Below are 21,296 nucleotides of genomic sequence, written 5' to 3'. Positions count from 1 at the left end.
CTGAAATTCTTATCGATTTTGTACGAGTGGAGTCCGCCGTGTCACTTACGCTTTGGCAACAGTGTCTTGCCCGTTTGCAGGATGAGCTTCCTGCCACCGAATTCAGCATGTGGATTCGTCCGCTGCAGGCTGAATTGAACGACAATACGCTGGCCTTGTATGCACCAAATCGGTTTGTACTCGACTGGGTTCGGGATAAATATCTCAATAGTATCAATGGGCTGCTGAATGAATTCTGCGGTGCGAACGTGCCGCTGCTGCGTTTTGAGGTCGGTACGCGCCCGGCTGCGCCGGTGGCTGCTACGCAACCCGCCATGGCCAGCAGCGTCAGCGCGCCCGCACCGGCTGAGAATCGTCCGGCACCGGCACAGCCGCTGCGCCCGAGCTGGGATTCGGTTCCGGCACCGGCTGATGTGACCTACCGCTCGAACGTGAATAATCGCCACAACTTCGACAACTTCGTTGAGGGTAAATCCAACCAGCTGGCGCGCGCGGCGGCACGTCAGGTGGCGGATAATCCTGGCGGCGCTTATAACCCGCTGTTCCTGTATGGCGGCACTGGCCTCGGCAAAACGCACCTGCTGCACGCGGTGGGCAATGGCATCATCGCGCGCAAGCCGAATGCCAAAGTGGTTTATATGCACTCTGAACGCTTCGTGCAGGATATGGTGAAAGCGCTGCAGAACAACGCCATCGAGGAGTTTAAGCGCTACTACCGTTCGGTGGACGCGCTGCTGATCGATGATATTCAGTTCTTTGCCAATAAAGAGCGCTCGCAGGAAGAGTTTTTCCACACCTTCAACGCGCTGCTGGAAGGTAATCAGCAGATCATCCTGACCTCGGATCGTTACCCGAAAGAGATCAACGGGGTGGAAGATCGTCTGAAATCACGCTTTGGCTGGGGATTAACCGTGGCGATCGAGCCGCCTGAGCTGGAGACGCGTGTCGCGATCCTGATGAAAAAGGCGGACGAAAACGACATCCGTCTGCCGGGCGAAGTGGCCTTCTTTATTGCCAAGCGTCTGCGCTCTAACGTGCGTGAGCTGGAAGGGGCACTTAATCGCGTGATTGCCAATGCCAACTTTACCGGGCGTGCCATTACCATCGATTTTGTGCGCGAAGCGCTGCGCGACCTGCTGGCACTGCAGGAAAAGCTGGTAACCATCGACAACATCCAGAAGACGGTGGCCGAGTACTACAAAATTAAAGTGGCGGATTTGCTGTCGAAGCGCCGTTCGCGCTCGGTGGCGCGTCCGCGTCAAATGGCGATGGCAATGGCCAAAGAGCTCACCAACCACAGCCTGCCGGAAATTGGCGATGCGTTTGGTGGCCGTGACCATACCACCGTGCTTCATGCCTGCCGTAAAATCGAGCAGCTGCGTGAAGAGAGCCACGACATCAAAGAAGATTTCTCTAACCTCATTCGAACATTATCTTCCTGACGCATATGAAATTTATTGTTGAACGTGAGCAGTTGCTGAAGCCGCTGCAACAGGTGAGTGGCCCGCTTGGCGGACGCCCGACGCTGCCGATCCTCGGAAATTTACTGCTGCAGGTGAATGAAGGCACGCTGCTGCTGACCGGTACCGATCTTGAGATGGAGATGGTGGCGCGCGTGGCGCTGACCCAGCCGCACGAATCGGGCGCGACCACCGTCCCGGCGCGTAAGTTTCTTGATATCTGCCGTGGTCTGCCTGAAGGCGCAGAGATCAGTCTGACGCTGGAAGGTGACCGCATGCTGGTGCGCTCCGGCCGCAGCCGCTTTTCGCTGTCGACGCTGCCAGCCAGCGACTTCCCAAATCTCGACGACTGGCAGAGCGAAGTGGAATTCACGTTGCCGCAGGCCACGCTCAAACGCCTGATTGAAGCCACGCAGTTCTCCATGGCGCATCAGGATGTGCGTTACTATCTCAACGGCATGCTGTTTGAGACCGAAGGCGAAGAGTTGCGCACCGTTGCCACTGACGGTCACCGTCTGGCGGTCTGTTCGATGCCTGTCGGCCAGGCGCTGCCGAACCATTCGGTGATCGTACCGCGTAAAGGTGTGATTGAGCTGGTTCGTCTGCTGGACGGCGGTGAAACGCCGCTGCAGGTGCAGATTGGCAGCAGCAACATTCGCGCGCATGTCGGCGACTTCATCTTTACGTCGAAGCTGGTTGATGGCCGTTTCCCGGATTATCGCCGTGTGTTGCCGAAGAATCCTGACAAAGCGCTGGAAGCGGGCTGCGATCTGCTGAAACAGGCTTTTGCCCGCGCGGCAATCCTGTCGAACGAGAAGTTCCGCGGCGTTCGCATCTATATCACCGAAAATCAGCTGCGCATCACCGCCAATAACCCGGAGCAGGAAGAGGCGGAAGAGATGCTGGATGTGTCGTACAGCGGCACCGAGCTGGAGATTGGTTTTAACGTCAGCTACGTGCTGGATGTGCTGAACGCGCTGAAGTGCGAAAACGTGCGTCTGCTGCTGACGGATTCGGTTTCCAGCGTGCAGATTGAAGATGTAGCCAGTCCGGCTGCGGCCTACGTCGTGATGCCCATGCGTTTGTAATAGAAAATATCGGCCTGGCTTACTTGCCATTCTGGTCCCGGGCAGTGCTCGCCCCTGGTCACATACTTCAGTATGCTCCCAGGGCCTGCGCGCTGGCCGTGGCCAGACTGCCTGCGCCGCCAACGGCCTGGATTGTTAATGTTAGGCAACTCCCTCTGGCTGGATTGATTCATGGCTTTAACCCGCCTCCTGATTAAAGATTTTCGTAATATCGAGCAGGCCGATCTCACGCTGGCGCCGGGCTTTAATTTTCTTGTGGGCGCCAACGGCAGCGGTAAAACCAGCGTGCTGGAGGCGATTTATACGCTGGGCCACGGCCGCGCATTCCGCAGTTTGCAGGCCGGACGCGTAATTCGTCACGATCAGGACGCGTTTGTGTTGCACGGGCGGATTGAAGGCAGCGAGCGCGAGCTGGCGGTCGGCCTGAGTAAAAACCGCGCCGGCGACAGCAAAGTCCGCATCGACGGCAGCGACGGCCATAAAGTTGCCGAGCTGGCGCAGCTGCTGCCGATGCAGCTGATTACGCCAGAGGGGTTTACTTTGCTCAACGGCGGCCCCAAATACCGTAGAGCCTACATCGACTGGGGCTGCTTTCATGCTTATCCCGGTTTCTTTCTGGCCTGGAGCAATCTGCGTCGCCTGCTGAAACAGCGCAACGCGGCGCTGCGCCAGGTCGCGCGCTACAGCCAGATCCGGCCATGGGATCAGGAGCTGGTGCCGCTGGCAGAACAGATCAGCGCCTGGCGCGCCGAATACAGTGCGGCCATTGCCAGCGAAATCACCGCTACCTGCAGCCAGTTTTTACCGGAGTTTGCCCTGTCATTCTCCTTCCAGCGTGGCTGGGACAAAGAGAGCGACTTCGGCGAGCTGCTGGAGCGCAACTTCGAGCGCGATCGCGCGCTCACCTACACCGCCAGCGGTCCGCACAAAGCCGATTTTCGGATTCGTGCTGAAGGCACGCCGGTGGAAGATTTACTCTCACGCGGTCAGTTAAAGCTGCTGATGTGTGCGTTGCGGTTAGCGCAGGGCGAGTACCTGACGCGCAGCAGCGGACGTCGCTGTTTATACCTGATTGACGACTTCGCCTCCGAGCTGGATGACACCCGTCGTCGCCTGCTGGCGGAACGCCTGAAAGCCACGCAGGCTCAGGTGTTTGTCAGCGCCATTGGTGTCGAGCATGTAATCGATATGAGTGACGAAAAGGGCAAGATGTTCCGCGTGGAACAGGGTAAAATAGCGGTTCAACCTGAAGATTAAATGAGCGAGAAACGTTGATGTCGAATTCTTATGACTCCTCAAGTATCAAAGTCCTGAAAGGGCTTGATGCGGTACGCAAACGCCCGGGTATGTACATCGGCGATACGGATGACGGCACCGGTCTGCATCACATGGTATTCGAGGTCGTGGATAACGCCATCGACGAAGCGCTCGCCGGCCACTGTAGTGATATCGTGGTCACCATCCATGCCGACAACTCTGTCTCCGTACAGGATGACGGCCGTGGTATTCCGACCGGTATCCACCCGGAAGAGGGCGTCTCTGCTGCCGAAGTGATCATGACAGTACTGCATGCCGGCGGTAAGTTTGATGACAACTCTTATAAAGTTTCCGGTGGTCTGCACGGCGTCGGCGTATCGGTGGTGAACGCCCTGTCGCAGAAGCTGGAACTGACCATTCGTCGCGACGGCAAAGTGCATCAGCAAACCTACGTGCACGGTGTGCCGCAGGCGCCGCTGGCGGTGACCGGCGATACCGACGCTACCGGTACGCGCGTGCGTTTCTGGCCGAGCCACGATACTTTCACCAACGTCACCGATTTTGAATATGAAATCCTGGCGAAGCGTCTGCGCGAGCTGTCATTCCTTAACTCCGGCGTGTCGATTCGCCTGGAAGACAAGCGCGACGATAAAAACGACCATTACCACTATGAAGGTGGTATCAAAGCGTTCGTTGAATATCTCAACCGCAACAAGAACCCGATTCACCCGAATGTGTTCTACTTCTCCACCGAAAAAGACGGTATCGGCGTCGAAGTTGCGCTGCAGTGGAACGACGGTTTCCAGGAAAACATCTACTGCTTCACCAACAATATTCCGCAGCGCGACGGCGGAACGCACCTTGCCGGTTTCCGCGCGGCGATGACGCGTACGCTCAACGCCTACATGGATAAAGAAGGTTACAGCAAAAAAGCCAAAGTCAGCGCTACCGGTGACGACGCGCGTGAAGGGCTGGTGGCAGTGGTTTCGGTCAAGGTGCCGGATCCGAAATTCTCCTCTCAGACCAAAGACAAGCTGGTCTCTTCCGAGGTGAAATCGGCGGTGGAACAGCAGATGAACGAACTGCTGAGCGAATACCTGCTGGAAAATCCGTCTGACGCCAAAATCGTGGTCGGTAAAATCATCGATGCCGCGCGTGCGCGTGAAGCCGCACGTCGTGCACGTGAAATGACCCGCCGTAAAGGCGCGCTGGACCTGGCGGGCCTGCCGGGCAAGCTGGCGGACTGTCAGGAGCGCGATCCGGCGCTGTCTGAAATCTACCTGGTGGAGGGTGACTCTGCAGGCGGTTCCGCCAAGCAGGGACGTAACCGTAAGAACCAGGCGATTCTGCCGCTGAAAGGTAAAATCCTTAACGTGGAGAAAGCGCGTTTCGACAAAATGCTCTCTTCACAGGAAGTTGCCACGCTGATCACCGCGCTGGGCTGCGGTATCGGCCGCGATGAGTACAACCCGGACAAGTTGCGCTATCACAGCATCATCATCATGACCGATGCGGACGTCGATGGTTCGCACATCCGTACGCTGCTGCTGACCTTCTTCTATCGCCAGATGCCGGAAATCATCGAGCGTGGCCACGTCTACATCGCGCAGCCACCGCTGTACAAGGTGAAGAAGGGCAAGCAGGAGCAGTACATTAAAGATGACGACGCGATGGATCAGTATCAGATTGCCATCGCGCTGGACGGCGCCACGCTGCACACCAACGCCAGCGCACCGGCGCTGGGCGGCGAGCCGCTGGAAAGCCTGGTGGCGGAATACAACAGCACCCAGAAGATGATCAAGCGTATGGAGCGCCGCTTCCCGTCTGCGCTGCTGCGCGCGCTGGTTTATCATCCAACCCTGAGCGATCTCAGCGATCAGACAGCAGTGACCGCATGGCTGGAGAGCCTGGTGGCTTACCTGAACGAGCGCGAAGCGCATGGCAGCAGCTATGTGGCACAGGTGCGGGAAAACCGCGAACAGCAGCGCTTTGAGCCGGTGCTGCGCGTGCGTACTCACGGTGTTGATACCGATTATCCGCTGGACAGCGAGTTCATTGACGGCGCGGAATACCGCAAAATCTGTGCACTCGGCGCGCATCTGCGTGGTCTGATTGAAGAGGATGCCTACATCGAGCGTGGCGAGCGCCGTCAGCCGGTTGCCAGCTTCGAGCAGGCGATTGACTGGCTGGTGAAAGAGTCGCGCCGCGGTCTGTCAGTGCAGCGCTATAAAGGTCTGGGCGAGATGAACCCGGATCAGCTGTGGGAAACCACCATGGATCCGGACAGCCGCCGCATGCTGCGCGTCACCATCAAAGACGCCATCGCCGCCGACCAGCTGTTCACCACGCTGATGGGCGATGCGGTTGAACCGCGCCGCGCCTTCATCGAAGAGAACGCGCTGAAAGCCGCCAACATCGATATCTGATATCGCAAAACCCTTCCCAAACGGGAAGGGTTTTTTGTTTTATTAAACGCGCAGAATTCTTCCACCCGAGCCGTCCGGCATTTCAATCAGCAGGCTTAGCTTGCCGCCCATCGCTTCAATGTAGCGCTTAATGGTGATCAAACGCTGATCGGCGCCGCCCTGCTCAATTTGCGTGATACGCGGCTGCTTAACGCCCATCGCTTCCGCAACGGTTCTCTGCGATAACGCTAACTCTTCCCGCAGCAGTTGCAGGCCGGTTTCGAGAATCAGCTCATCTGCCATCAGCTGAATGTCAGCTTGCTCAGCTTCAGTAAACTCACTCTCGATAAATTTTTGTAAGTCGTTCATGAATGATTTTCCTCTGCGTTATTGAGGTAAGCCGTGAACAATTGATCTGCAAGGCATATCATCCGCGCATAAAATTGTTTGTCTCCGGATTTATTGCCAGCACACAAAATGACCGCTTTGCGTTGCGTGTCGAATGCGTATAGCGCCCGAATTGGCTGACCAGCGTACTGTATTCTCAGTTCTTTCATGTTGTGAAAGCGTGATCCGTTAACCGTATCGGCATAGGGCCGTGGCAGCAACGGGCCATAATGCTGCAGGTTTAACAGGGCCGCAGCGATGCGTTTTTTCAGTTTGTTGTCCTGTGCCCGCAACCATTCCCGGAAGGTGTCGGTAAAAATGATTTCCCACATAACGCAATCTCCATATAAGTGATTGCTTATAGTAATTTATAAGCAATAACTTATATGATCAAGCGAATCAGCAGAAGTAAAACACCAAATGCTCAAACTGGATAATGCTGCACAAAGCATGACAGGCGTTATCTGCCGATTAACTGGTCAATGTGAGCTGAATCGCGCTAGCATTAAAGCCAGACCCTGAATTAACCGAGGACGTTATGGCGATAAAACTGATTGCGATCGATATGGACGGCACGCTGCTGAATCCGCAGCACGAAATCACGGCGGGCGTCAAAGCGGCGATTGGCCGGGCGCGGGATAAAGGTGTGTCGATCGTGCTGGCCACCGGACGCCCGTTTGTTGGTGTGGAGCGCTACCTGATGGAGCTGGATCTGCGTCAGCCGGGGCAGTATTGCATCAGCAACAACGGCGCACTGGCGCACAGCGCGGACAGCGGTGAGGTGGTGGCTGAGAAGACGCTTGGCTTTGATGACTATCTCTACCTGGAGCAGCTGGCGCGCGACCTTGGGGTACATTTTCAGGCGTTCGACAAATCCTTCCTCTACACGCCAAATAAAGACATCAGTGAATACACCATTCACGAAGCCAGCCTGACCGGCATTCCGGTGCGCTATCGCGCCGTAGAAGAGATGGACCCGGCGACGCGCTTCCCGAAACTGATGATGATCGATAAACCGGAGCTACTGGATAAAGCCATCGCCGCCTTACCGGCGCGCGCCCGCGACAGTTATACCATTCTGAAAAGTGCACCTTACTATCTCGAAATCCTTAATCCGCTGGTCAACAAAGGCTACGGCGTAAAAATGCTGGCGGAGAAACTCGGCCTGCAGCCGTCAGAAGTGATGGCGATTGGCGATCAGGAAAACGATCTGGCGATGATTGAATACGCCGGCACCGGCGTGGCGATGGGCAATGCGATTGATTCCGTGAAGCAGATTGCGCAGTTCGTGACCAAGACCAATATGGAAGATGGTGTCGCGCACGCCATTGAAGAGCTAGTGCTGTAACCCTCCTCTGATGCGGGCGGCGTTCTGCTGCCCGTCACTTCTCTGCTGAATTTTTGCTGTCAGTGCGCCGATGGGTTGTCTGTTTTGTGATCCATATTGTAGTACAAACAATATATATGGTACTACAATCGCCGCTACAGGATGCGTCAGGGATTGGGATTTGCACTACGAAAGCAGTAATCTGATTTCTCACGCCTTTCATGGAATCGAACACGATGACGCAGGAACCACTGAGTAAAACAGAGCGCATCATCCAGACGCTGGGTGAAGAGATTGTGGCCGGAAAATATGTGCCGGGCGCCGCGCTGCCGGCGGAAGCGGAGCTGTGCGAGCGATTTTCAACCTCGCGCAACATTATCCGCGAAGTGTATCGCTCCCTGATGGCCAAACGCCTGATGGAGATGAAGCGCTATCGCGGCGCGTTTGTGACCTCACGTAACCAGTGGAACTATCTCGACAGCGATGTACTGCAGTGGGCGCTGGCGCACGATCACGATCCGCGCCTGATTGCGGCGATGAATGAGGTGCGCGTGCTGGTGGAGCCGCAGATTGCGCGCTGGTCGGCCGAGCGTGCTACGTCGACCGATCTGGCGGCGATTGAGCTGGCCTATAACGATATGGTGGCCAACCACCTCAACCGTGATGCCTTTAACGACGCGGATATCCGCTATCACGAAGCGGTGATGGCCTCGGTACATAACCCGGTGCTGCAGCAGCTCAATGTGGCGATCAGCCAGCTGCAAAAAGCGGTGTTTGCGCAAACCTACATGGCGGATTCCGGCAACATGCCGCGCACCTTAGCCGAACATAAAGCGCTGTTCGATGCCATTCGCCACCAGGATGGCGATGCGGCGGAACAGGCGGCGAAGGCGATGATTGCCAGCTCAACCGCCCGACTCAAGGAGATTTTGTGACCCGTTATATCGCCATTGACTGGGGCTCCACCAACCTGCGCGCCTGGTATTACCGCGCCGGTGAATGCGTCGATGAGCGCCGTTCGGAAGCGGGCGTGACGCGCCTCGGCGACCGCACGCCTGCTCAGGTGTTTGCCACCATTACCGACGGCTGGCCGGTGGCCGAAGTCCCGGTGATCATGGCCGGTATGGTGGGCAGCAACGCTGGCTGGCTGGCAGTGCCTTATCTCGCCTGCCCGGTGGCGCTCAATGCATTAAGCGATCGCCTGACCTGCGTGGAAGGAAAAGCGTGGATTGTGCCGGGACTGAGCATCGAACGTGACGACAACTACAACGTAATGCGCGGTGAAGAAACCCAGCTGCTCGGCGCGGTCACGCTGCAGCCCGCGCCGCTGTATATCATGCCGGGCACGCACGCCAAGTGGGTGCAGATGGAACAGGATCGCGTCATCGATTTCCGCACCGTGATGACCGGCGAGCTGCACCATTTACTGCTGAAGCAGTCGCTGATTGGCGCCGGTTTACCCGCGCAGGAAGCCTCTCCGGACGCGTTCCGGGACGGTTTGCAGATTGGCAGCCACGACCGCTCAATTCTGGCGCGCCTGTTTGAAGTGCGTGCCGCCCACGTGCTCGGCGCGCGCGATCGGCGCCATATCAGTGATTTTCTCTCTGGCCTGTTAATCGGCCATGAAGTGGCGCAGATGACGCAGCAGTTAACGCATAGCCGCCAGCCGATTGTCATTATCGCCGGCAGCGCGCTGGCACAGCGTTATCAGCAGGCGCTGGCCTTTATCGGAACAGATTCAGTCACGCTGGAGGGCGATCGCGCTTTCCAGCACGGAATAAGGAGTATTGCGCATGTCCTGGCCCACTAAACTTCCGCTGATCGCCATTCTGCGTGGCATTACGCCGGATGAAGCTGAAGCGCACGTCGCGGCGTTAATCGACGCCGGTTTCGACGCGATTGAAATTCCGCTCAACTCGCCAGAGTGGGCGAAAAGTATCGGCGCGATGGTGCAAACCTTCGGCGATAAAGCGCTGATCGGTGCCGGCACCGTGCTGCAGGCGACGCAGGTCGATCAGCTGGCGGCGCTCAACAGCAAGCTGGTGGTGACGCCCAATACCGATGCTGCGGTGATTCGCCAGGCCGTGGCGCACGGCATGCTGGTTGCCGCAGGCTGTGCCACCGCCAGCGAAGCCTTTACCGCGCTGCAGGCTGGGGCGCAGGCGCTGAAAATTTTCCCGTCGTCGGCGTTTGGTCCGGGCTACATCAAAGCGCTGAAAGCGGTGCTGCCGCCGGAGGTGCCGGTCTTTGCCGTGGGTGGCGTCACGCCGGAAAACCTGCATGAATTTATCGCCGCCGGTTGCGTCGGGGCTGGCCTGGGCAGCGATCTCTATCGCGCCGGTCAGCCGCTGTCGCGCACCGTGGAGAAGGCCCGCGCATTTATTGCTGCCTATAAGGACGCTGTACGATGAAAATTACGAAACTGACCACTTATCGCCTGCCGCCGCGCTGGATGTTCCTGAAAATCGAAACCGACGAAGGCATCATCGGCTGGGGCGAGCCGGTGATTGAAGGGCGCGCGCGCAGCGTCGAAGCGGCGGTGCATGAGCTGTCGGAATATCTGATTGGGCAGGATCCGGCGCGGATTAATGATCTGTGGCAGGTGATGTATCGCGGCGGTTTTTACCGCGGCGGCCCGATTTTAATGAGCGCCATTGCCGGTATCGATCAGGCGCTGTGGGATATTAAAGGCAAAGCGCTGGGCGTGCCGGTGTATCAGCTGCTGGGCGGTCTGGTGCGTGACAGCATCAAAGCATACAGCTGGGTAGGCGGCGATCGTCCGGCTGAAGTGATTGATGGCATTAAGAAATTACGTGGTATCGGCTTTGATACCTTTAAACTCAACGGCTGTGAAGAGATGGGCATCATCGACAATTCACGTCAGGTTGATGCCGCTGTTAACACCGTAGCGCAGATCCGCGAAGCCTTTGGCAGTGATATTGAGTTTGGCCTCGATTTCCACGGTCGCGTCAGCGCGCCGATGGCCAAAGTGCTGATCAAAGAGCTGGAGCCGTATCGCCCGCTGTTTATTGAAGAACCGGTGCTGGCCGAGCAGGCAGAATACTATCCGCGCCTGGCGGCGCAGACGCATCTGCCGATTGCCGCAGGCGAACGCATGTTCTCCCGCTTCGAGTTTAAGCGCGTGCTGGAAGCCGGTGGGCTGGCGATTCTGCAGCCGGATCTGTCGCACGCTGGCGGCATCACCGAATGCTACAAAATCGCGGCGATGGCCGAGTCCTATGACGTGGCGCTGGCTCCGCACTGTCCGCTGGGGCCGATTGCGCTGGCTGCCTGTCTGCATGTCGACTTCGTGTCGCGTAACGCGGTGTTCCAGGAGCAGAGCATGGGCATTCACTATAATCAGGGCGCTGAACTGCTCGATTACGTGATCAATAAAGATGATTTTAAAATGGATGACGGCTATTTCTATCCGTTAAATAAACCCGGCCTTGGTGTGGAAATTAATGAAGAGCTGGTGATTGCGCGCAGTAAAAATGCGCCAGACTGGCGTAACCCATTATGGCGCTTTCCGGATGGATCGGTAGCCGAGTGGTAATAACCGTGGTATTGCGCCCGGTCGCTGCGTTTACCGATTTATAACAGCGCCGATTATCAGGCGATTAAACATCTGACTATTTAAACCATGTGCGGAATATATAAGGCACAGGGCAGCGCTCAACCTGTTTTCACCGCGCTGCCAGTTTACCGCTGCTGCGGCTTTTATCTTCGATAACCTTACCCTGCGTTGGCTGCGGCGTGTTTCGGCACGTCCGCCAGCTGACATCTGACGGAGAAACACCATGGATCTCTCTGCTGTTCAGGCGAAACCTACGCGTCGCCGTTATATTACGCTGCTGATGATTTTTATTACGGTGGTCATTTGTTATGTCGATCGCGCTAATTTGGCCGTGGCCTCGGCGCATATTCAGCAGGAATTTGGCATCAGCAAAGCAGAAATGGGGTATGTGTTTTCTGCTTTTGCCTGGTTATATACGCTGTGCCAGATTCCCGGCGGCTGGTTTCTCGATCGCGTAGGCTCACGCCTGACCTATTTTATCGCTATTCTCGGCTGGTCGGTGGCGACATTATTGCAGGGATTCGCCAGCGGCTTATTATCGCTGATAGGTCTGCGCGCCATTACCGGTATTTTTGAAGCGCCGGCTTTCCCGACCAATAACCGCCTGGTTACCAGCTGGTTCCCGGAACAGGAGCGCGCTTCGGCCGTCGGCTTTTACACCTCCGGTCAGTTTGTCGGCCTGGCGTTTCTCACGCCGCTGCTGATCTGGATTCAGGAACTGCTGAGCTGGCACTGGGTGTTTATCATCACCGGCGGGATTGGCATTATCTGGTCGCTGGTGTGGATGAAGGTTTATCAGGCGCCGAGCCAGAGCAAAGGCATCAATCAGGCCGAGCTGGATTACATTCGTGCCGGTGGCGCGATGGTTGATGGCGATGCGCCCGGCGAGAAAAAAGCACGCGTTAAACTCACCGCGGCCGACTGGAAACTGGTGTTTCATCGCAAGCTGTGCGGCGTGTATCTCGGCCAGTTCGCGGTGACCTCAACGCTGTGGTTTTTCCTCACCTGGTTCCCCAACTACCTGACGCAGGAGAAACATATCGCCGCGCTGACGGCCGGCTTTATGACAACCGTGCCGTTTCTCGCCGCCTTTGTTGGCGTGATCCTCTCCGGGATGGTGGCCGATCGCCTGGTGCGCAGCGGCCGCTCGCTCGGCTTTGCCCGCAAGACGCCGATCATCTGCGGCCTGCTGATCTCCACCTGCATTATGGGCGCAAACTACACCAACGATCCGCTGTGGATTATGGTGCTGATGGCGCTGGCCTTTTTCGGCAACGGGTTCGCGTCCATCACCTGGTCGCTGGTCTCGTCGCTGGCGCCGGTACGCCTGATCGGCCTGACCGGCGGCATGTTTAACTTTATCGGCGGCCTCGGTGGCATCACGGTACCACTGGTGGTGGGGTATCTGGCGCAGGATTACGGCTTTGCGCCCGCGCTGGTGTACATCTCCGCCGTTGCGCTGATTGGCGCGCTCTCTTACATCCTGCTGGTGGGGGATGTGCAGCGCGTGGGCTAAGCTTCCGGGTGCGCATGCCTGCGCACCCGCATTAGCTGCTCAGCTTTTGCTTAACTGAACGGCATCACGTAATTTGTCCGGCAACGGTTACATCTGAGGTTGCCCCATGTCAGAAAAACAACTCACCTTTACTCAGCGCCATCATCAGCTGACCAATATCAACGTCTGGACCGCCGACAGCCAGTGGCTGGCATTTGATGTGCGCCCGTCCGGCGCCGCGTTTACCAGCCTGACCATTGAGCGCGTCAACGTGCACAGCGGCGCGGTCGAGGTGCTGTATCAGGCGCGCGATGGTGCGCACGTCGGCGTGGTGACCGTGAGTCCGGATCTGCCGCCGCGCTATGTCTGTATTCATGGGCCGGAGCATCCCGATGCGCACTGGCACTATGACTTTCATCACCGACGCGGCGTGATTGTTCAGCAGGGCATCGCAGAGAACCTCGACGCCTGCGATATCACCGCGCCCTATACGCCGGGGGCGCTGCGTGGTGGCTCGCACGTGCATGTGTTCAGTCCGGATGGCTCGCGGCTGAGCTTTACCTATAACGATCACGTGATGCATGAGCGCGATGTGCGTGAAGATCTGCGTAACGTCGGCGTGGCTGTGCCGCTGCATCCGGTGTGCCCGCCGAAGCAGCATCCGCGCGAATATGACGGCAGCCACTACTGTGTGCTGGTAAGCCACACCCGGCGCGATCCACAACCGGGCAGCGATCAGATTGACCGCGCCTATGAAGAGTGCTGGATTGGCGCGCGCGGCTATCAGAAAGCGGACGGCAGCTGGCAGCGCTGGGCCATCGCCTTTATCGGCGATACGCGCAATGCCAGTGGTGAAAAAGTGCCGGAAGTGTTTGTGGTCGATCTGCCGGAGGCGCTGGCGGACTATGCCAAAGCCGGCAACGCGCCGCTGCAGGGCACGGCAGAGCAGCTGCCGGCACCGCCAGCTGGCGTACAGCAGCGGCGGATCACGCACAGCAAAGGGCTGGCGCTGCAGCCGCGCCACTGGCTGCGCGCCGCGCCGGATGGCAGCGCGATCGCCTTTTTGCAGGCTGACGAGCAGGGCATTGTGCAGCTGTGGACGGTTTCACCCAACGGCGGCGCAGCGCGTCAGATCACTTCACTGCGCAGCAGCATTCAGTCTGCTTTCAGCTGGCAGCCGGACGGCGCGGCCATTGCCTTTGTCTGTGATAACAGCGTGATGCGGTGTGAGATAGCCAGCGGACAGTGTACGTGCCTTACCGCGCGCAGCGCGCAACCGCCGGGCGGCGACGCGGTGGTGTGGTCGCCGGACGGGAAGCAGATCGCCTACATGCGCGAGGTTGACGGCTGGCGACAGCTGTTCTGTGTCAGTGCGATTCCGCCGGCATAGCCGCCGCGGTGGCCAGGCTGGCCTGGGTGCCAGCCATCTTCTCGCTCTGCAGCACGCGTTCGCGCGGCGAATCTTTGGTTTTATCGTCGTCGGCGCGGAAGTAATCCCACGGCAGCAGCAGCGTATCCATCACTGCCGAGAAGGGCAGATCGATCAGCGCCAGCGGTTTAATCGCCCAGCTGGTATTGTCATCGGTCAGCATCTCTGCGCTGGCGCGCGTGCCGGGGTAGTAACCCTGGCTGGCACCGGTATGCGACATCACGCTGGAGCAGCCTGATGTGGCACAGGCGCAGCAGACCAGCAGGCCGGTGAGTGGAAAGCGTTTCATCATTTTCATCATCATCATCCCTACAGTCATGGCATGGCCCTGGCTGGAGTGTGTCACCTGACATCCGCATAACTCTGTGGTTATGTCCTTCCCGTCAGGCGAGGCGTCCCCTGAGTGTATGCCATATCGTCAGAATTGCTGCAAAAAAAAGCGCATTGACCCTTGAAAGCGACCTGAGCGCACCCATCTTTAAGCTACGGTCACGACGCGGTCGCCGACAGGGACACCGACGGGCCGGACAACCTGTCCATGGTGGAAGGTTGCCAAAACTTGCTGATTATCAGGAGTCTTATTATGCGTAACTTTGATCTCTCTCCGCTTTATCGTTCTGCTATTGGTTTCGACCGTCTGTTTAACCTGCTTGAGTCCAACCAAAACCAGGCTAACGGCGGCTACCCTCCGTACAACGTCGAGCTGGTAGACGAAAACCACTATCGCATCACCATTGCCGTCGCCGGCTTTGCGCAGAGCGAACTGGATATCACCGCCCATGACAACATGCTGGTGGTGCGCGGCGCCCATCCTGAAGAGCAGCAGGAACGTAAATACCTGTACCAGGGCATCGCAGAACGTAACTTCGAACGCAAATTCCAGCTGGCCGATCACATCGTGGTGCGCGATGCGCGTCTCGAACTGGGCCTGCTGAGTATCGATCTGGAACGCATCGTCCCGGAAGAGGCGAAACCACGCCGGATTGAAATCCTGAAATAAGGCTAACGAAGTAAAGAAAAACGCCGCTGCAACGCGGCGTTTTTTTATGGCTGCATCATCAGGTACGTACCAGCAGGCGCTGGCTCACCATACCGCCGAACACATTCACCAGCAGCCCGAGAATGATCACCGACGCGCCGAGAATCTCCTGTGCCGACAGAGTTTCGCCGAGGATCAGCGCGGCGCTGAGAATACCGACCACCGGCACCAGCAGCGACAGCGGCGCCACGCGCCAGGTTTCGTAGCGGCTGAGCAGATTGCCCCAGATGGCGTAGCCAATGATGGTGGCGAAAAACGCCAGATAGAGCAGCGCCAGCACCGTCTGCAGCGAAATATCCAGCAGGCTGGTGACAATGGCGGATTCGCCCTCGAACCACCACGAACAGGCAAAGAACGGTGCAATCGGCACCAGCGCGCTCCACACCACCAGCGACATCACCGGCACCTTGCGGTTGCGCAGGATAATCTTGTTAGTGATATTGCCCAGCCCCCACGACAGCGCCGCCGCCAGCGTCAGCGTCATGGTAGTCAGCGTGATGCCCGCGGTTGTCTGGCCCTCCATACCGGCGGTTGCCAGCATAAACATGCCGAGCGTGGCGACCAGAATGCCGGCGATGTGGTTCCAGCGCAGCTTCTCGGCCAGCAGCAGCGCGCCGAGCAGCAGGGTGAAAAATGCCTGCGCCTGCAGCACCAGCGAAGCCAGCCCGGCTGGCATGCCAAGCTTGATGGCGAGGAACAGAAACGCGAACTGACCAAAGCTGATGGTCATGCCATACACCACCAGCCAGCGCAGCGGAATTGCCGGACGACGCACGAAAAAGATCGCCGGAAACGCCACCAGCGTAAAACGCAGTCCCGCCAGCAAAAAGGGCGGCATGCCCTGCAAACCCAGCTTAATCACCACAAAATTTACGCCCCACGCCACCACGACGCACAGGGCTAACAACATATCTTTCACGGACATACGCATTCCTCAGCGCGGCAATCAGGCGGTTGCCGTCACCGGTGTGGCGATCTCTGCACCGCAGTCATCGCCGATCAGTCGAAAATAATCATCCACATCCAACGCTACCGAGCGGTCCAGCGCACCGGCGTTAAACCATAGCGTCCCGACATCACGCAGGCGCGTATCCACGCGCAGCGCCAGTCGGTCATCAAAACTAAACGGCGGCACCGCGCCCATCACGCACTGCGTCAGCGCTTGTGCCTGCTCAGGGGTGGCAAACGTCGACTTCTTACCGCCAATGGCACGCGCGGCGTGTTTGAAGTTGATTTTGCAGTCGCCGGGTACAATCGCCAGCAGATAGCGCGGCGCGGCGCCGTCCGGCATGGTGACTTCCAGCACCATGGCTTTGGCCGCCTGCTGGAGATCGTTTCCGCGGATGGCGCTGATCACCTCGGTCTGGCCGATGGCCTCATGCTCCACCACGCGGTAGCGGGCCTGCTGCGCATCCAGCAGCGCGATCACTTTGTCATAGGTTGTCATACTGTCTTCCTCGTCTAAGGCCGGGATTAACTCCAGGCAATGGCGTGCTTCATTTTTTTGTCGGTCAGGCCAAAGAAAAAGCCCATGGTGATGCGCGTGTCGCCTTCAACGCGATCGATTTCATGATAAAACGCGGGATTAAACAGATAGATATCGCCACTGCGCGGCGCGAACTCACAGGTCTCGCTGCCGGCGATGACGCCGCTCTGGTAGCCCAGCTCGCCGGGCGTTTTAAAGCGCTCGTCTTCCGGCTGCCATTTCTTATTGAAGATGCGCAGCGCGCCGCCAGCGTTGCACTCCTGCAGGCACACCACGCAGCTCAGCTGATGCAGAATGTGCGTCACCGCCAGACCGCTGCCGGCGGCATCGCGCACGATGTTGTCGTTATGCAGCGGATTAGCGACGCCGTCAGCGTGGAAACGCACAATCGAACCGGCGTAATCACCCAGTGCCGGTTCGTTGGCGGTTTGCAGACTCTCAAGGCGCAGCGCATGCTGCACCCAGTGGTAAATCTGCGCGCGCAGGGCGTGCAGCGAGGCCGGCAGCGCTGGCTGGATGTCGCGCAGTTCGGTGAAATAGTTTTCCGGCGCGGCGGTGTGCTTCGCCAGATACGGGCCGAGCGTGGTCAGCGCGCCATTTGGATAGTGAGAAACCCGTACCTGCTTGCGGCACTGCTGGAGATCAGCCACCACCGCGTTGCGCACCTCTGGCGTGAGGAAATTGCGCAGCACCAGCAGCGGCACGCGCGCGGTGACGATGTCATCCAGCCAGGTGCTTTCGACGAACATGTTGGGGTTAATGACGCGAATCTGATTGAAAATGGCCATGGGTTCACTCTCCAAAAGGAATTTCATGAAGTTCATGGTTGCTCATACGGTGCCATGCTGACGCCGTGCCCAGTGTTGAAACAGGTTCAGAGGAAATAAAGGTGCTGTTGTTCTGCTGACAACGATGCAGGGTGAAATAGTCGGGATAGGGCGTGTCATCAGGATGCCATTGCCACGCCCACGCCTTATCCTGGGTGACGAAAATGGCGTTCGCCGCGCTGCCACCTGGCGCCACCCGGGCCATTTTTTCGCGCAGATAGTCGCGGGTGAAATCGGCGGGCGTGACGCGGTCGACGATATATTCCAGATATTCAGCGGAATCAAAGCGCGACTGCGCCATGCCCAGCTGCGCATAGACGGTCGGCAAAAAGCCGTTGTGCATCATGTACCACTGAGTGGTGCCGCTGGTGCGCCGCAGCGGATGGGAGAACGCAATGCCCTGGTTTTTGCTGAGCGTGGCGTGACGCACGTGCACCGCCAGAAAGCGGCTGTGCTGCATGCGCGTGACGTCAATGCCTGGCAGTGCTTCGGCAAAGGTGCCGGTGCCATGCAGCGTACGGATCTGACCGTGCTCCAGCCACAGACAGCCCCAGCCGTTGGGATGTTGTTTAATCGGGCCATCGTGCGCGGCGGTTTCACCGCAGCTCATGGCGCGTGCGGCGTCCAGTACCGCAGCGGCGTCAAACTGGCCGTGTGCCAGAATCATTCTGCACATAGTAAATCTCTCCGTGAGGTCAAAGCGGGAACAGCAAGAAGGGCGTGAAACACCGCCAGAATTTCGTCGCGGCTGGCGGCAGGCAGACGCAGCGTAGCGAGAATCCCGGCGTGGCGCGTCAGATCGGCGTACAGCGATGAGCGCGGCGAGACCTCCAGCGCCGGTAAGTTGAGCGGCGGTAACAGCTGGCCGCGCTGGTGCTCGGCAATCCAGCGCTCGGCGGCGTCATACTGCAGCCGCTGGCGCAACCGCAGCCGGCCGACGGCCTGTGAGGGTGAAGCGAAGTGCAGTTCAGGCAGGCCGCGTCCGGCTTCAACCTGAAAGGCCACCTCGGCCCAGTTGATGCCGGTGACCTCTTCCACCAGGTTCACCACGCCCATGCCGGACAGGCGAAAGCCCATTTCGAGAAAGTGCGGCTCGCCGTTCACCATAATGAAATCAATGTGGAAAGCGCCGCGCCGGTAGCCGAAGGTTTCACAGCAGAAACTCATCAGGCTGGTGAAGGCGGCGGGCAGCTGCTGCGCCGCCATCGCCACATGGCCGGATTCGTAAAAGCTGATACAGCCGTCGGCCTCGGTATGCTGCTCAATCACCTTCTGGCAGCAGGTCAGCGCCACCGCGTGTCCATTCTCCACCACGCCCTGCAGCGAATATTCGTCGCCGGCCAGCCAGCTTTCGACGATAAAGCCGGTAAAGCCGCGTCCGCCATAGTTCATGGTGTCGAGCAGCCGGGCAATCACCGCATCCAGCTGGCTGGCCTCTTCCACCAGCCAGATGCCCAGCCCGCCGCCGCCGTCGACCGGTTTGATCACGCAGGGGTAGAGCAGCGCATCCCGCGCATCGCCAATACTGAGCGGTGAGGCAAAGAAGCGAAACTCCGGCTGCGGAAAACGCGGCCAGGCTTTGCGCAGCGCCATGCGCTGTGCATATTTATCCGGCGGGATAAAACCCGGACCGGCATCCGGGCCGGCCAGCAGTTCACGCACCCGGCCAGCGCTGGCGTTGTAAGCCTCAAAACCGGCCAGCACCACCTGTGGATGCTCCAGCAGACCGGCGTGCAGACAGGCATTGAGGACATCCCACGGGTTTTCCGGGCGATCGAGACGCACAATCAGATCGAACGGCAGGGCGATGCTGAGCGATTGATAGTCGACAAAATCCCCCATCTCGGCCAGCACGGTAAAATAGCCTTCGCGTTTCGCCACCGCGCAGTAGGGATTTTGCCCGTCGCGCGTGGCACCAATCTGCAGAAAAATCTTTCTCATCGCGTCGCCTTACCGGGTTAACGCCCGGAAATCACTTCAGTAACGATGTCCTGTAACGCACCGTTGTTAACCTGAATCACCGCTTTGTGCGGGTCGAAACGCAACACGCGCGACAGCGCATCGCCGCGCGCGCCGTCCAGCAGCGAACTCACCGCCGCGCTGCGCCAGCAGTGCCGCATCTGCGCCACGCTGAGGCCAGACAGCTGCGTGAGCTGCTGCGCCAGCGCCACATCCTCGCTCTCTCCACTCAGCAAGGCGCGCACTGCGGCTTCTTCCGGCGCGGCCGGCAGCTGCAGCAGCCAGGCTTTAAGCTGCTGGCCGGCGGCGATAAACGGTGAATAGATCATGCATACCAGCTGGGTTTCACTAAGGCCGAAAGCGTCGAGTGCGAACTGCGCGGCGCGCTGGCGTGCGCGGGCAATCGCGGCATCGTCCTGATAGCGCGCGGCCATCTCATCGATCAGCTGCGGTGGAAAGTCCTTCTGCACCATCAGGCCGAGCGCAAAGCGCACATATTCGCGAATGCCTTCGGCGTAGCTGCGCTGCAACAGCGTCTCCGCACGCAGACCGCGAATATGTGCCATTAACGTCGGATTGCCGCAGTCCGATTCGGAGAAGCTGAACATCAGCTCATCGAAGCGGAAATGCATGAATTCGGTCAGCAGCGCCCAGTGCGCGCCAGCCTCATAAGCGGTGTCCTGATAGATGTTGAAGAACAGCGGGTCGCGCGCCAGCTGCCAGGTAATGCGATGTGCCGGCGTGACCTGGTCAGCGCCGTAAATGTCGGCGAAGTAGCGCGCCGCCACGCCGTCCAGCGTGTGCAGAAAGCCGCTGAAGCCGCGCGACTTATCGGCCATCGGCGCATCAAACAGTTTTGACAGGTGGCGCGCCCACGCAAGGTAAGCGGTCTGTTCCTGCGGCGAATCGCCGGTGATGATCACATCGACGCCGCCATCGTAATGCGCCGCCAGGCCAAACGAATTCACCATGCTCAGGTTGCAGGCGTTGCAGAAGGTGGAGCGCGCGTCGGCACGGAAGCGGTGACCATTCATCAGCACATCGTCGCGGTTCTGCTGACGCACGCTCTGCGGCATCGGCAAATGGCGATCGAAGGGACGAATCTGCAGCCCGTCGGTCACCAGGCACTCGGTGAACGCGTCGTCATGGATACGCAGCGCACGATAGACGCGGTCGATGTTTTCCATCACGCTGTCGTTCATGGCGGCATGGCGGTTAGTGCTGATGCGCAGCTGAAACGTGCTGTTGCGCTGTTGCCAGATTAACCCCTGAATGTAACGTACGTAGGCCACCATATAGCTGCTGTCTTTGCCGCCGCCATAGGCCAGCAGTACGCGGTTACGTTCGGGATGGTCGGGATCGGGCAGGGCGGCGAGCAGTCGCTGAGCACAGTGCTGGGCGGAATCGAGAATCGCGGGCGTCAGGTATTCTTCAATTTCACTCATCATCGCGGACAGATTATTCATTTTTCACTTCATCCTTTGGCTAATAAAATCGCCGCTGCCGTGCGGGCGACAACGGGCTGGAAAACGGGCCACGAAGGTGCTGCATGAAGCTGAA

General features: G+C 58.5%; 21 protein-coding genes. 12 read left to right on the top strand and 9 right to left on the bottom strand.

Translation table 11 applies throughout. From position 1 onward, the window contains the following. The first annotated feature begins 38 nt into the window (after positions 1-38). The 4 genes from dnaA (at position 39) to gyrB (ending at position 6,231) form a co-directional block, all read left to right on the top strand. A complete protein-coding gene (gene dnaA, locus FT726_RS06010; RefSeq protein WP_127833471.1) occupies positions 39-1,442 on the top strand; it encodes a chromosomal replication initiator protein DnaA in 1,404 nt (467 codons plus the stop codon). A 5-nt stretch (positions 1,443-1,447) separates the two neighbouring features. Further along, positions 1,448-2,548 (top strand): DNA polymerase III subunit beta, encoded by a 1,101-nt coding sequence (gene dnaN, locus FT726_RS06005; protein WP_288423912.1) that lies wholly within the window; start codon positions 1,448-1,450, stop codon positions 2,546-2,548. Positions 2,549-2,719: 171 nt separating this feature from the next. Continuing rightward, positions 2,720-3,805 carry a DNA replication/repair protein RecF gene (recF, locus tag FT726_RS06000; RefSeq protein WP_058758201.1) on the top strand — a complete coding sequence of 362 codons (1,086 nt, stop codon included), beginning with the start codon at positions 2,720-2,722 and terminating at the stop codon, positions 3,803-3,805. Between the two features lie 17 nt (positions 3,806-3,822). Then, a complete protein-coding gene (gene gyrB / locus FT726_RS05995) occupies positions 3,823-6,231 on the top strand; it encodes a DNA topoisomerase (ATP-hydrolyzing) subunit B (protein ID WP_058758200.1) in 2,409 nt (802 codons plus the stop codon). A gap of 42 nt (positions 6,232-6,273) precedes the next feature. Here gyrB and FT726_RS05990 read toward each other — a convergent pair whose 3' ends face one another. Then, complete coding sequence (locus FT726_RS05990; protein ID WP_058758199.1) at positions 6,274-6,579, bottom strand: helix-turn-helix domain-containing protein; 306 nt, start codon at positions 6,577-6,579, stop codon at positions 6,274-6,276. Then, entirely contained in the window at positions 6,576-6,929 is a 354-nt protein-coding gene (locus tag FT726_RS05985; protein ID WP_058758198.1) for a type II toxin-antitoxin system RelE/ParE family toxin, read from the bottom strand. Before FT726_RS05985 ends, FT726_RS05990 begins: the two co-directional genes overlap by 4 nt. Positions 6,930-7,135: 206 nt before the next feature. Between FT726_RS05985 and yidA the strand changes: the two genes are divergently transcribed. From yidA to FT726_RS05950, 7 genes are all read left to right on the top strand, one after another. After that, entirely contained in the window at positions 7,136-7,945 is an 810-nt protein-coding gene (yidA, locus tag FT726_RS05980; RefSeq protein WP_058758197.1) for a sugar-phosphatase, read from the top strand. Between the two features lie 215 nt (positions 7,946-8,160). Beyond that, positions 8,161-8,859, top strand: coding sequence for a FadR/GntR family transcriptional regulator (locus FT726_RS05975; protein ID WP_021506909.1), 699 nt, complete (start codon positions 8,161-8,163; stop codon positions 8,857-8,859). Beyond that, positions 8,856-9,734 (top strand): 2-dehydro-3-deoxygalactonokinase, encoded by an 879-nt coding sequence (locus FT726_RS05970; RefSeq protein ID WP_346302562.1) that lies wholly within the window; start codon positions 8,856-8,858, stop codon positions 9,732-9,734. Before FT726_RS05975 ends, FT726_RS05970 begins: the two co-directional genes overlap by 4 nt. Next, positions 9,718-10,335, top strand: a complete 618-nt coding sequence (locus tag FT726_RS05965; protein WP_021506907.1) for a 2-dehydro-3-deoxy-6-phosphogalactonate aldolase — start codon at positions 9,718-9,720, stop codon at positions 10,333-10,335. The genes FT726_RS05970 and FT726_RS05965 overlap by 17 nt, the downstream gene beginning before the upstream one ends. Then, positions 10,332-11,480 (top strand): galactonate dehydratase, encoded by a 1,149-nt coding sequence (gene dgoD, locus FT726_RS05960; protein ID WP_152390299.1) that lies wholly within the window; start codon positions 10,332-10,334, stop codon positions 11,478-11,480. Before FT726_RS05965 ends, dgoD begins: the two co-directional genes overlap by 4 nt. 244 nt (positions 11,481-11,724) lie before the next feature. Then, complete coding sequence (locus FT726_RS05955; protein WP_021506905.1) at positions 11,725-13,017, top strand: MFS transporter; 1,293 nt, start codon at positions 11,725-11,727, stop codon at positions 13,015-13,017. A 106-nt stretch (positions 13,018-13,123) separates the two neighbouring features. Next, the gene (locus tag FT726_RS05950) at positions 13,124-14,386 is read left to right on the top strand and encodes a DUF3748 domain-containing protein (protein WP_346302561.1); all 1,263 of its coding nucleotides are present in this window, start codon (positions 13,124-13,126) and stop codon (positions 14,384-14,386) included. Here the strand turns inward: FT726_RS05950 and FT726_RS05945 are convergent. Further along, the gene (locus tag FT726_RS05945) at positions 14,364-14,723 is read right to left on the bottom strand and encodes a YceK/YidQ family lipoprotein (RefSeq protein WP_040679624.1); all 360 of its coding nucleotides are present in this window, start codon (positions 14,721-14,723) and stop codon (positions 14,364-14,366) included. The genes FT726_RS05950 and FT726_RS05945 overlap by 23 nt on opposite strands. Before the next feature lie 285 nt (positions 14,724-15,008). Here FT726_RS05945 and ibpA point away from each other — a divergent pair, with 285 nt between their 5' ends. Next, positions 15,009-15,425 (top strand): small heat shock chaperone IbpA, encoded by a 417-nt coding sequence (ibpA, locus tag FT726_RS05940; RefSeq protein ID WP_010617843.1) that lies wholly within the window; start codon positions 15,009-15,011, stop codon positions 15,423-15,425. Positions 15,426-15,483: 58 nt separating this feature from the next. Here the strand turns inward: ibpA and FT726_RS05935 are convergent, their stop codons facing one another. Genes FT726_RS05935 through FT726_RS05910 form a run of 6 tightly spaced genes read right to left on the bottom strand, consistent with a single transcriptional unit; the run spans position 15,484 to position 21,202 of the window. Further along, the gene (locus FT726_RS05935) at positions 15,484-16,389 is read right to left on the bottom strand and encodes an EamA family transporter (RefSeq protein ID WP_288420820.1); all 906 of its coding nucleotides are present in this window, start codon (positions 16,387-16,389) and stop codon (positions 15,484-15,486) included. A gap of 21 nt (positions 16,390-16,410) precedes the next feature. Further along, positions 16,411-16,911 (bottom strand): YbaK/EbsC family protein, encoded by a 501-nt coding sequence (locus tag FT726_RS05930; RefSeq protein ID WP_058758191.1) that lies wholly within the window; start codon positions 16,909-16,911, stop codon positions 16,411-16,413. A 26-nt stretch (positions 16,912-16,937) separates the two neighbouring features. Then, a complete protein-coding gene (locus FT726_RS05925; protein WP_346302563.1) occupies positions 16,938-17,738 on the bottom strand; it encodes a hypothetical protein in 801 nt (266 codons plus the stop codon). 4 nt (positions 17,739-17,742) lie between these two features. Further along, positions 17,743-18,453 carry a class II glutamine amidotransferase gene (locus FT726_RS05920; protein WP_211727442.1) on the bottom strand — a complete coding sequence of 237 codons (711 nt, stop codon included), beginning with the start codon at positions 18,451-18,453 and terminating at the stop codon, positions 17,743-17,745. After that, positions 18,441-19,718 carry an acetyl-CoA carboxylase biotin carboxylase subunit family protein gene (locus tag FT726_RS05915; protein WP_059010252.1) on the bottom strand — a complete coding sequence of 426 codons (1,278 nt, stop codon included), beginning with the start codon at positions 19,716-19,718 and terminating at the stop codon, positions 18,441-18,443. The genes FT726_RS05920 and FT726_RS05915 overlap by 13 nt, the downstream gene beginning before the upstream one ends. A 17-nt stretch (positions 19,719-19,735) precedes the next feature. After that, a complete protein-coding gene (locus tag FT726_RS05910; protein WP_059010250.1) occupies positions 19,736-21,202 on the bottom strand; it encodes a hypothetical protein in 1,467 nt (488 codons plus the stop codon). Between the last annotated feature and the right edge of the window lie 94 nt (positions 21,203-21,296).

Origin of the sequence: Pantoea sp. Morm, from assembly GCF_016643525.1 — a bacterium.
Lineage (GTDB): Bacteria > Pseudomonadota > Gammaproteobacteria > Enterobacterales > Enterobacteriaceae > Pantoea > Pantoea dispersa.
This window is presented reverse-complemented; position numbering and strand designations above follow the sequence as displayed.

Coding starts and splice junctions, on each gene's coding strand:
- dnaN (WP_288423912.1), top strand. CDS start 1,448: ATGAAATTTATTGTTGAACGTGAGCAGTTGCTGAAGCCGCTGCAACAG.
- recF (WP_058758201.1), top strand. CDS start 2,720: ATGGCTTTAACCCGCCTCCTGATTAAAGATTTTCGTAATATCGAGCAG.
- gyrB (WP_058758200.1), top strand. CDS start 3,823: ATGTCGAATTCTTATGACTCCTCAAGTATCAAAGTCCTGAAAGGGCTT.
- FT726_RS05990 (WP_058758199.1), bottom strand. CDS start 6,579: ATGAACGACTTACAAAAATTTATCGAGAGTGAGTTTACTGAAGCTGAG.
- FT726_RS05985 (WP_058758198.1), bottom strand. CDS start 6,929: ATGTGGGAAATCATTTTTACCGACACCTTCCGGGAATGGTTGCGGGCA.
- yidA (WP_058758197.1), top strand. CDS start 7,136: ATGGCGATAAAACTGATTGCGATCGATATGGACGGCACGCTGCTGAAT.
- FT726_RS05975 (WP_021506909.1), top strand. CDS start 8,161: ATGACGCAGGAACCACTGAGTAAAACAGAGCGCATCATCCAGACGCTG.
- FT726_RS05965 (WP_021506907.1), top strand. CDS start 9,718: ATGTCCTGGCCCACTAAACTTCCGCTGATCGCCATTCTGCGTGGCATT.
- dgoD (WP_152390299.1), top strand. CDS start 10,332: ATGAAAATTACGAAACTGACCACTTATCGCCTGCCGCCGCGCTGGATG.
- FT726_RS05955 (WP_021506905.1), top strand. CDS start 11,725: ATGGATCTCTCTGCTGTTCAGGCGAAACCTACGCGTCGCCGTTATATT.
- FT726_RS05950 (WP_346302561.1), top strand. CDS start 13,124: ATGTCAGAAAAACAACTCACCTTTACTCAGCGCCATCATCAGCTGACC.
- FT726_RS05945 (WP_040679624.1), bottom strand. CDS start 14,723: ATGAAAATGATGAAACGCTTTCCACTCACCGGCCTGCTGGTCTGCTGC.
- ibpA (WP_010617843.1), top strand. CDS start 15,009: ATGCGTAACTTTGATCTCTCTCCGCTTTATCGTTCTGCTATTGGTTTC.
- FT726_RS05935 (WP_288420820.1), bottom strand. CDS start 16,389: ATGTCCGTGAAAGATATGTTGTTAGCCCTGTGCGTCGTGGTGGCGTGG.
- FT726_RS05930 (WP_058758191.1), bottom strand. CDS start 16,911: ATGACAACCTATGACAAAGTGATCGCGCTGCTGGATGCGCAGCAGGCC.
- FT726_RS05925 (WP_346302563.1), bottom strand. CDS start 17,738: ATGGCCATTTTCAATCAGATTCGCGTCATTAACCCCAACATGTTCGTC.
- FT726_RS05920 (WP_211727442.1), bottom strand. CDS start 18,453: ATGTGCAGAATGATTCTGGCACACGGCCAGTTTGACGCCGCTGCGGTA.
- FT726_RS05915 (WP_059010252.1), bottom strand. CDS start 19,718: ATGAGAAAGATTTTTCTGCAGATTGGTGCCACGCGCGACGGGCAAAAT.
- FT726_RS05910 (WP_059010250.1), bottom strand. CDS start 21,202: ATGAATAATCTGTCCGCGATGATGAGTGAAATTGAAGAATACCTGACG.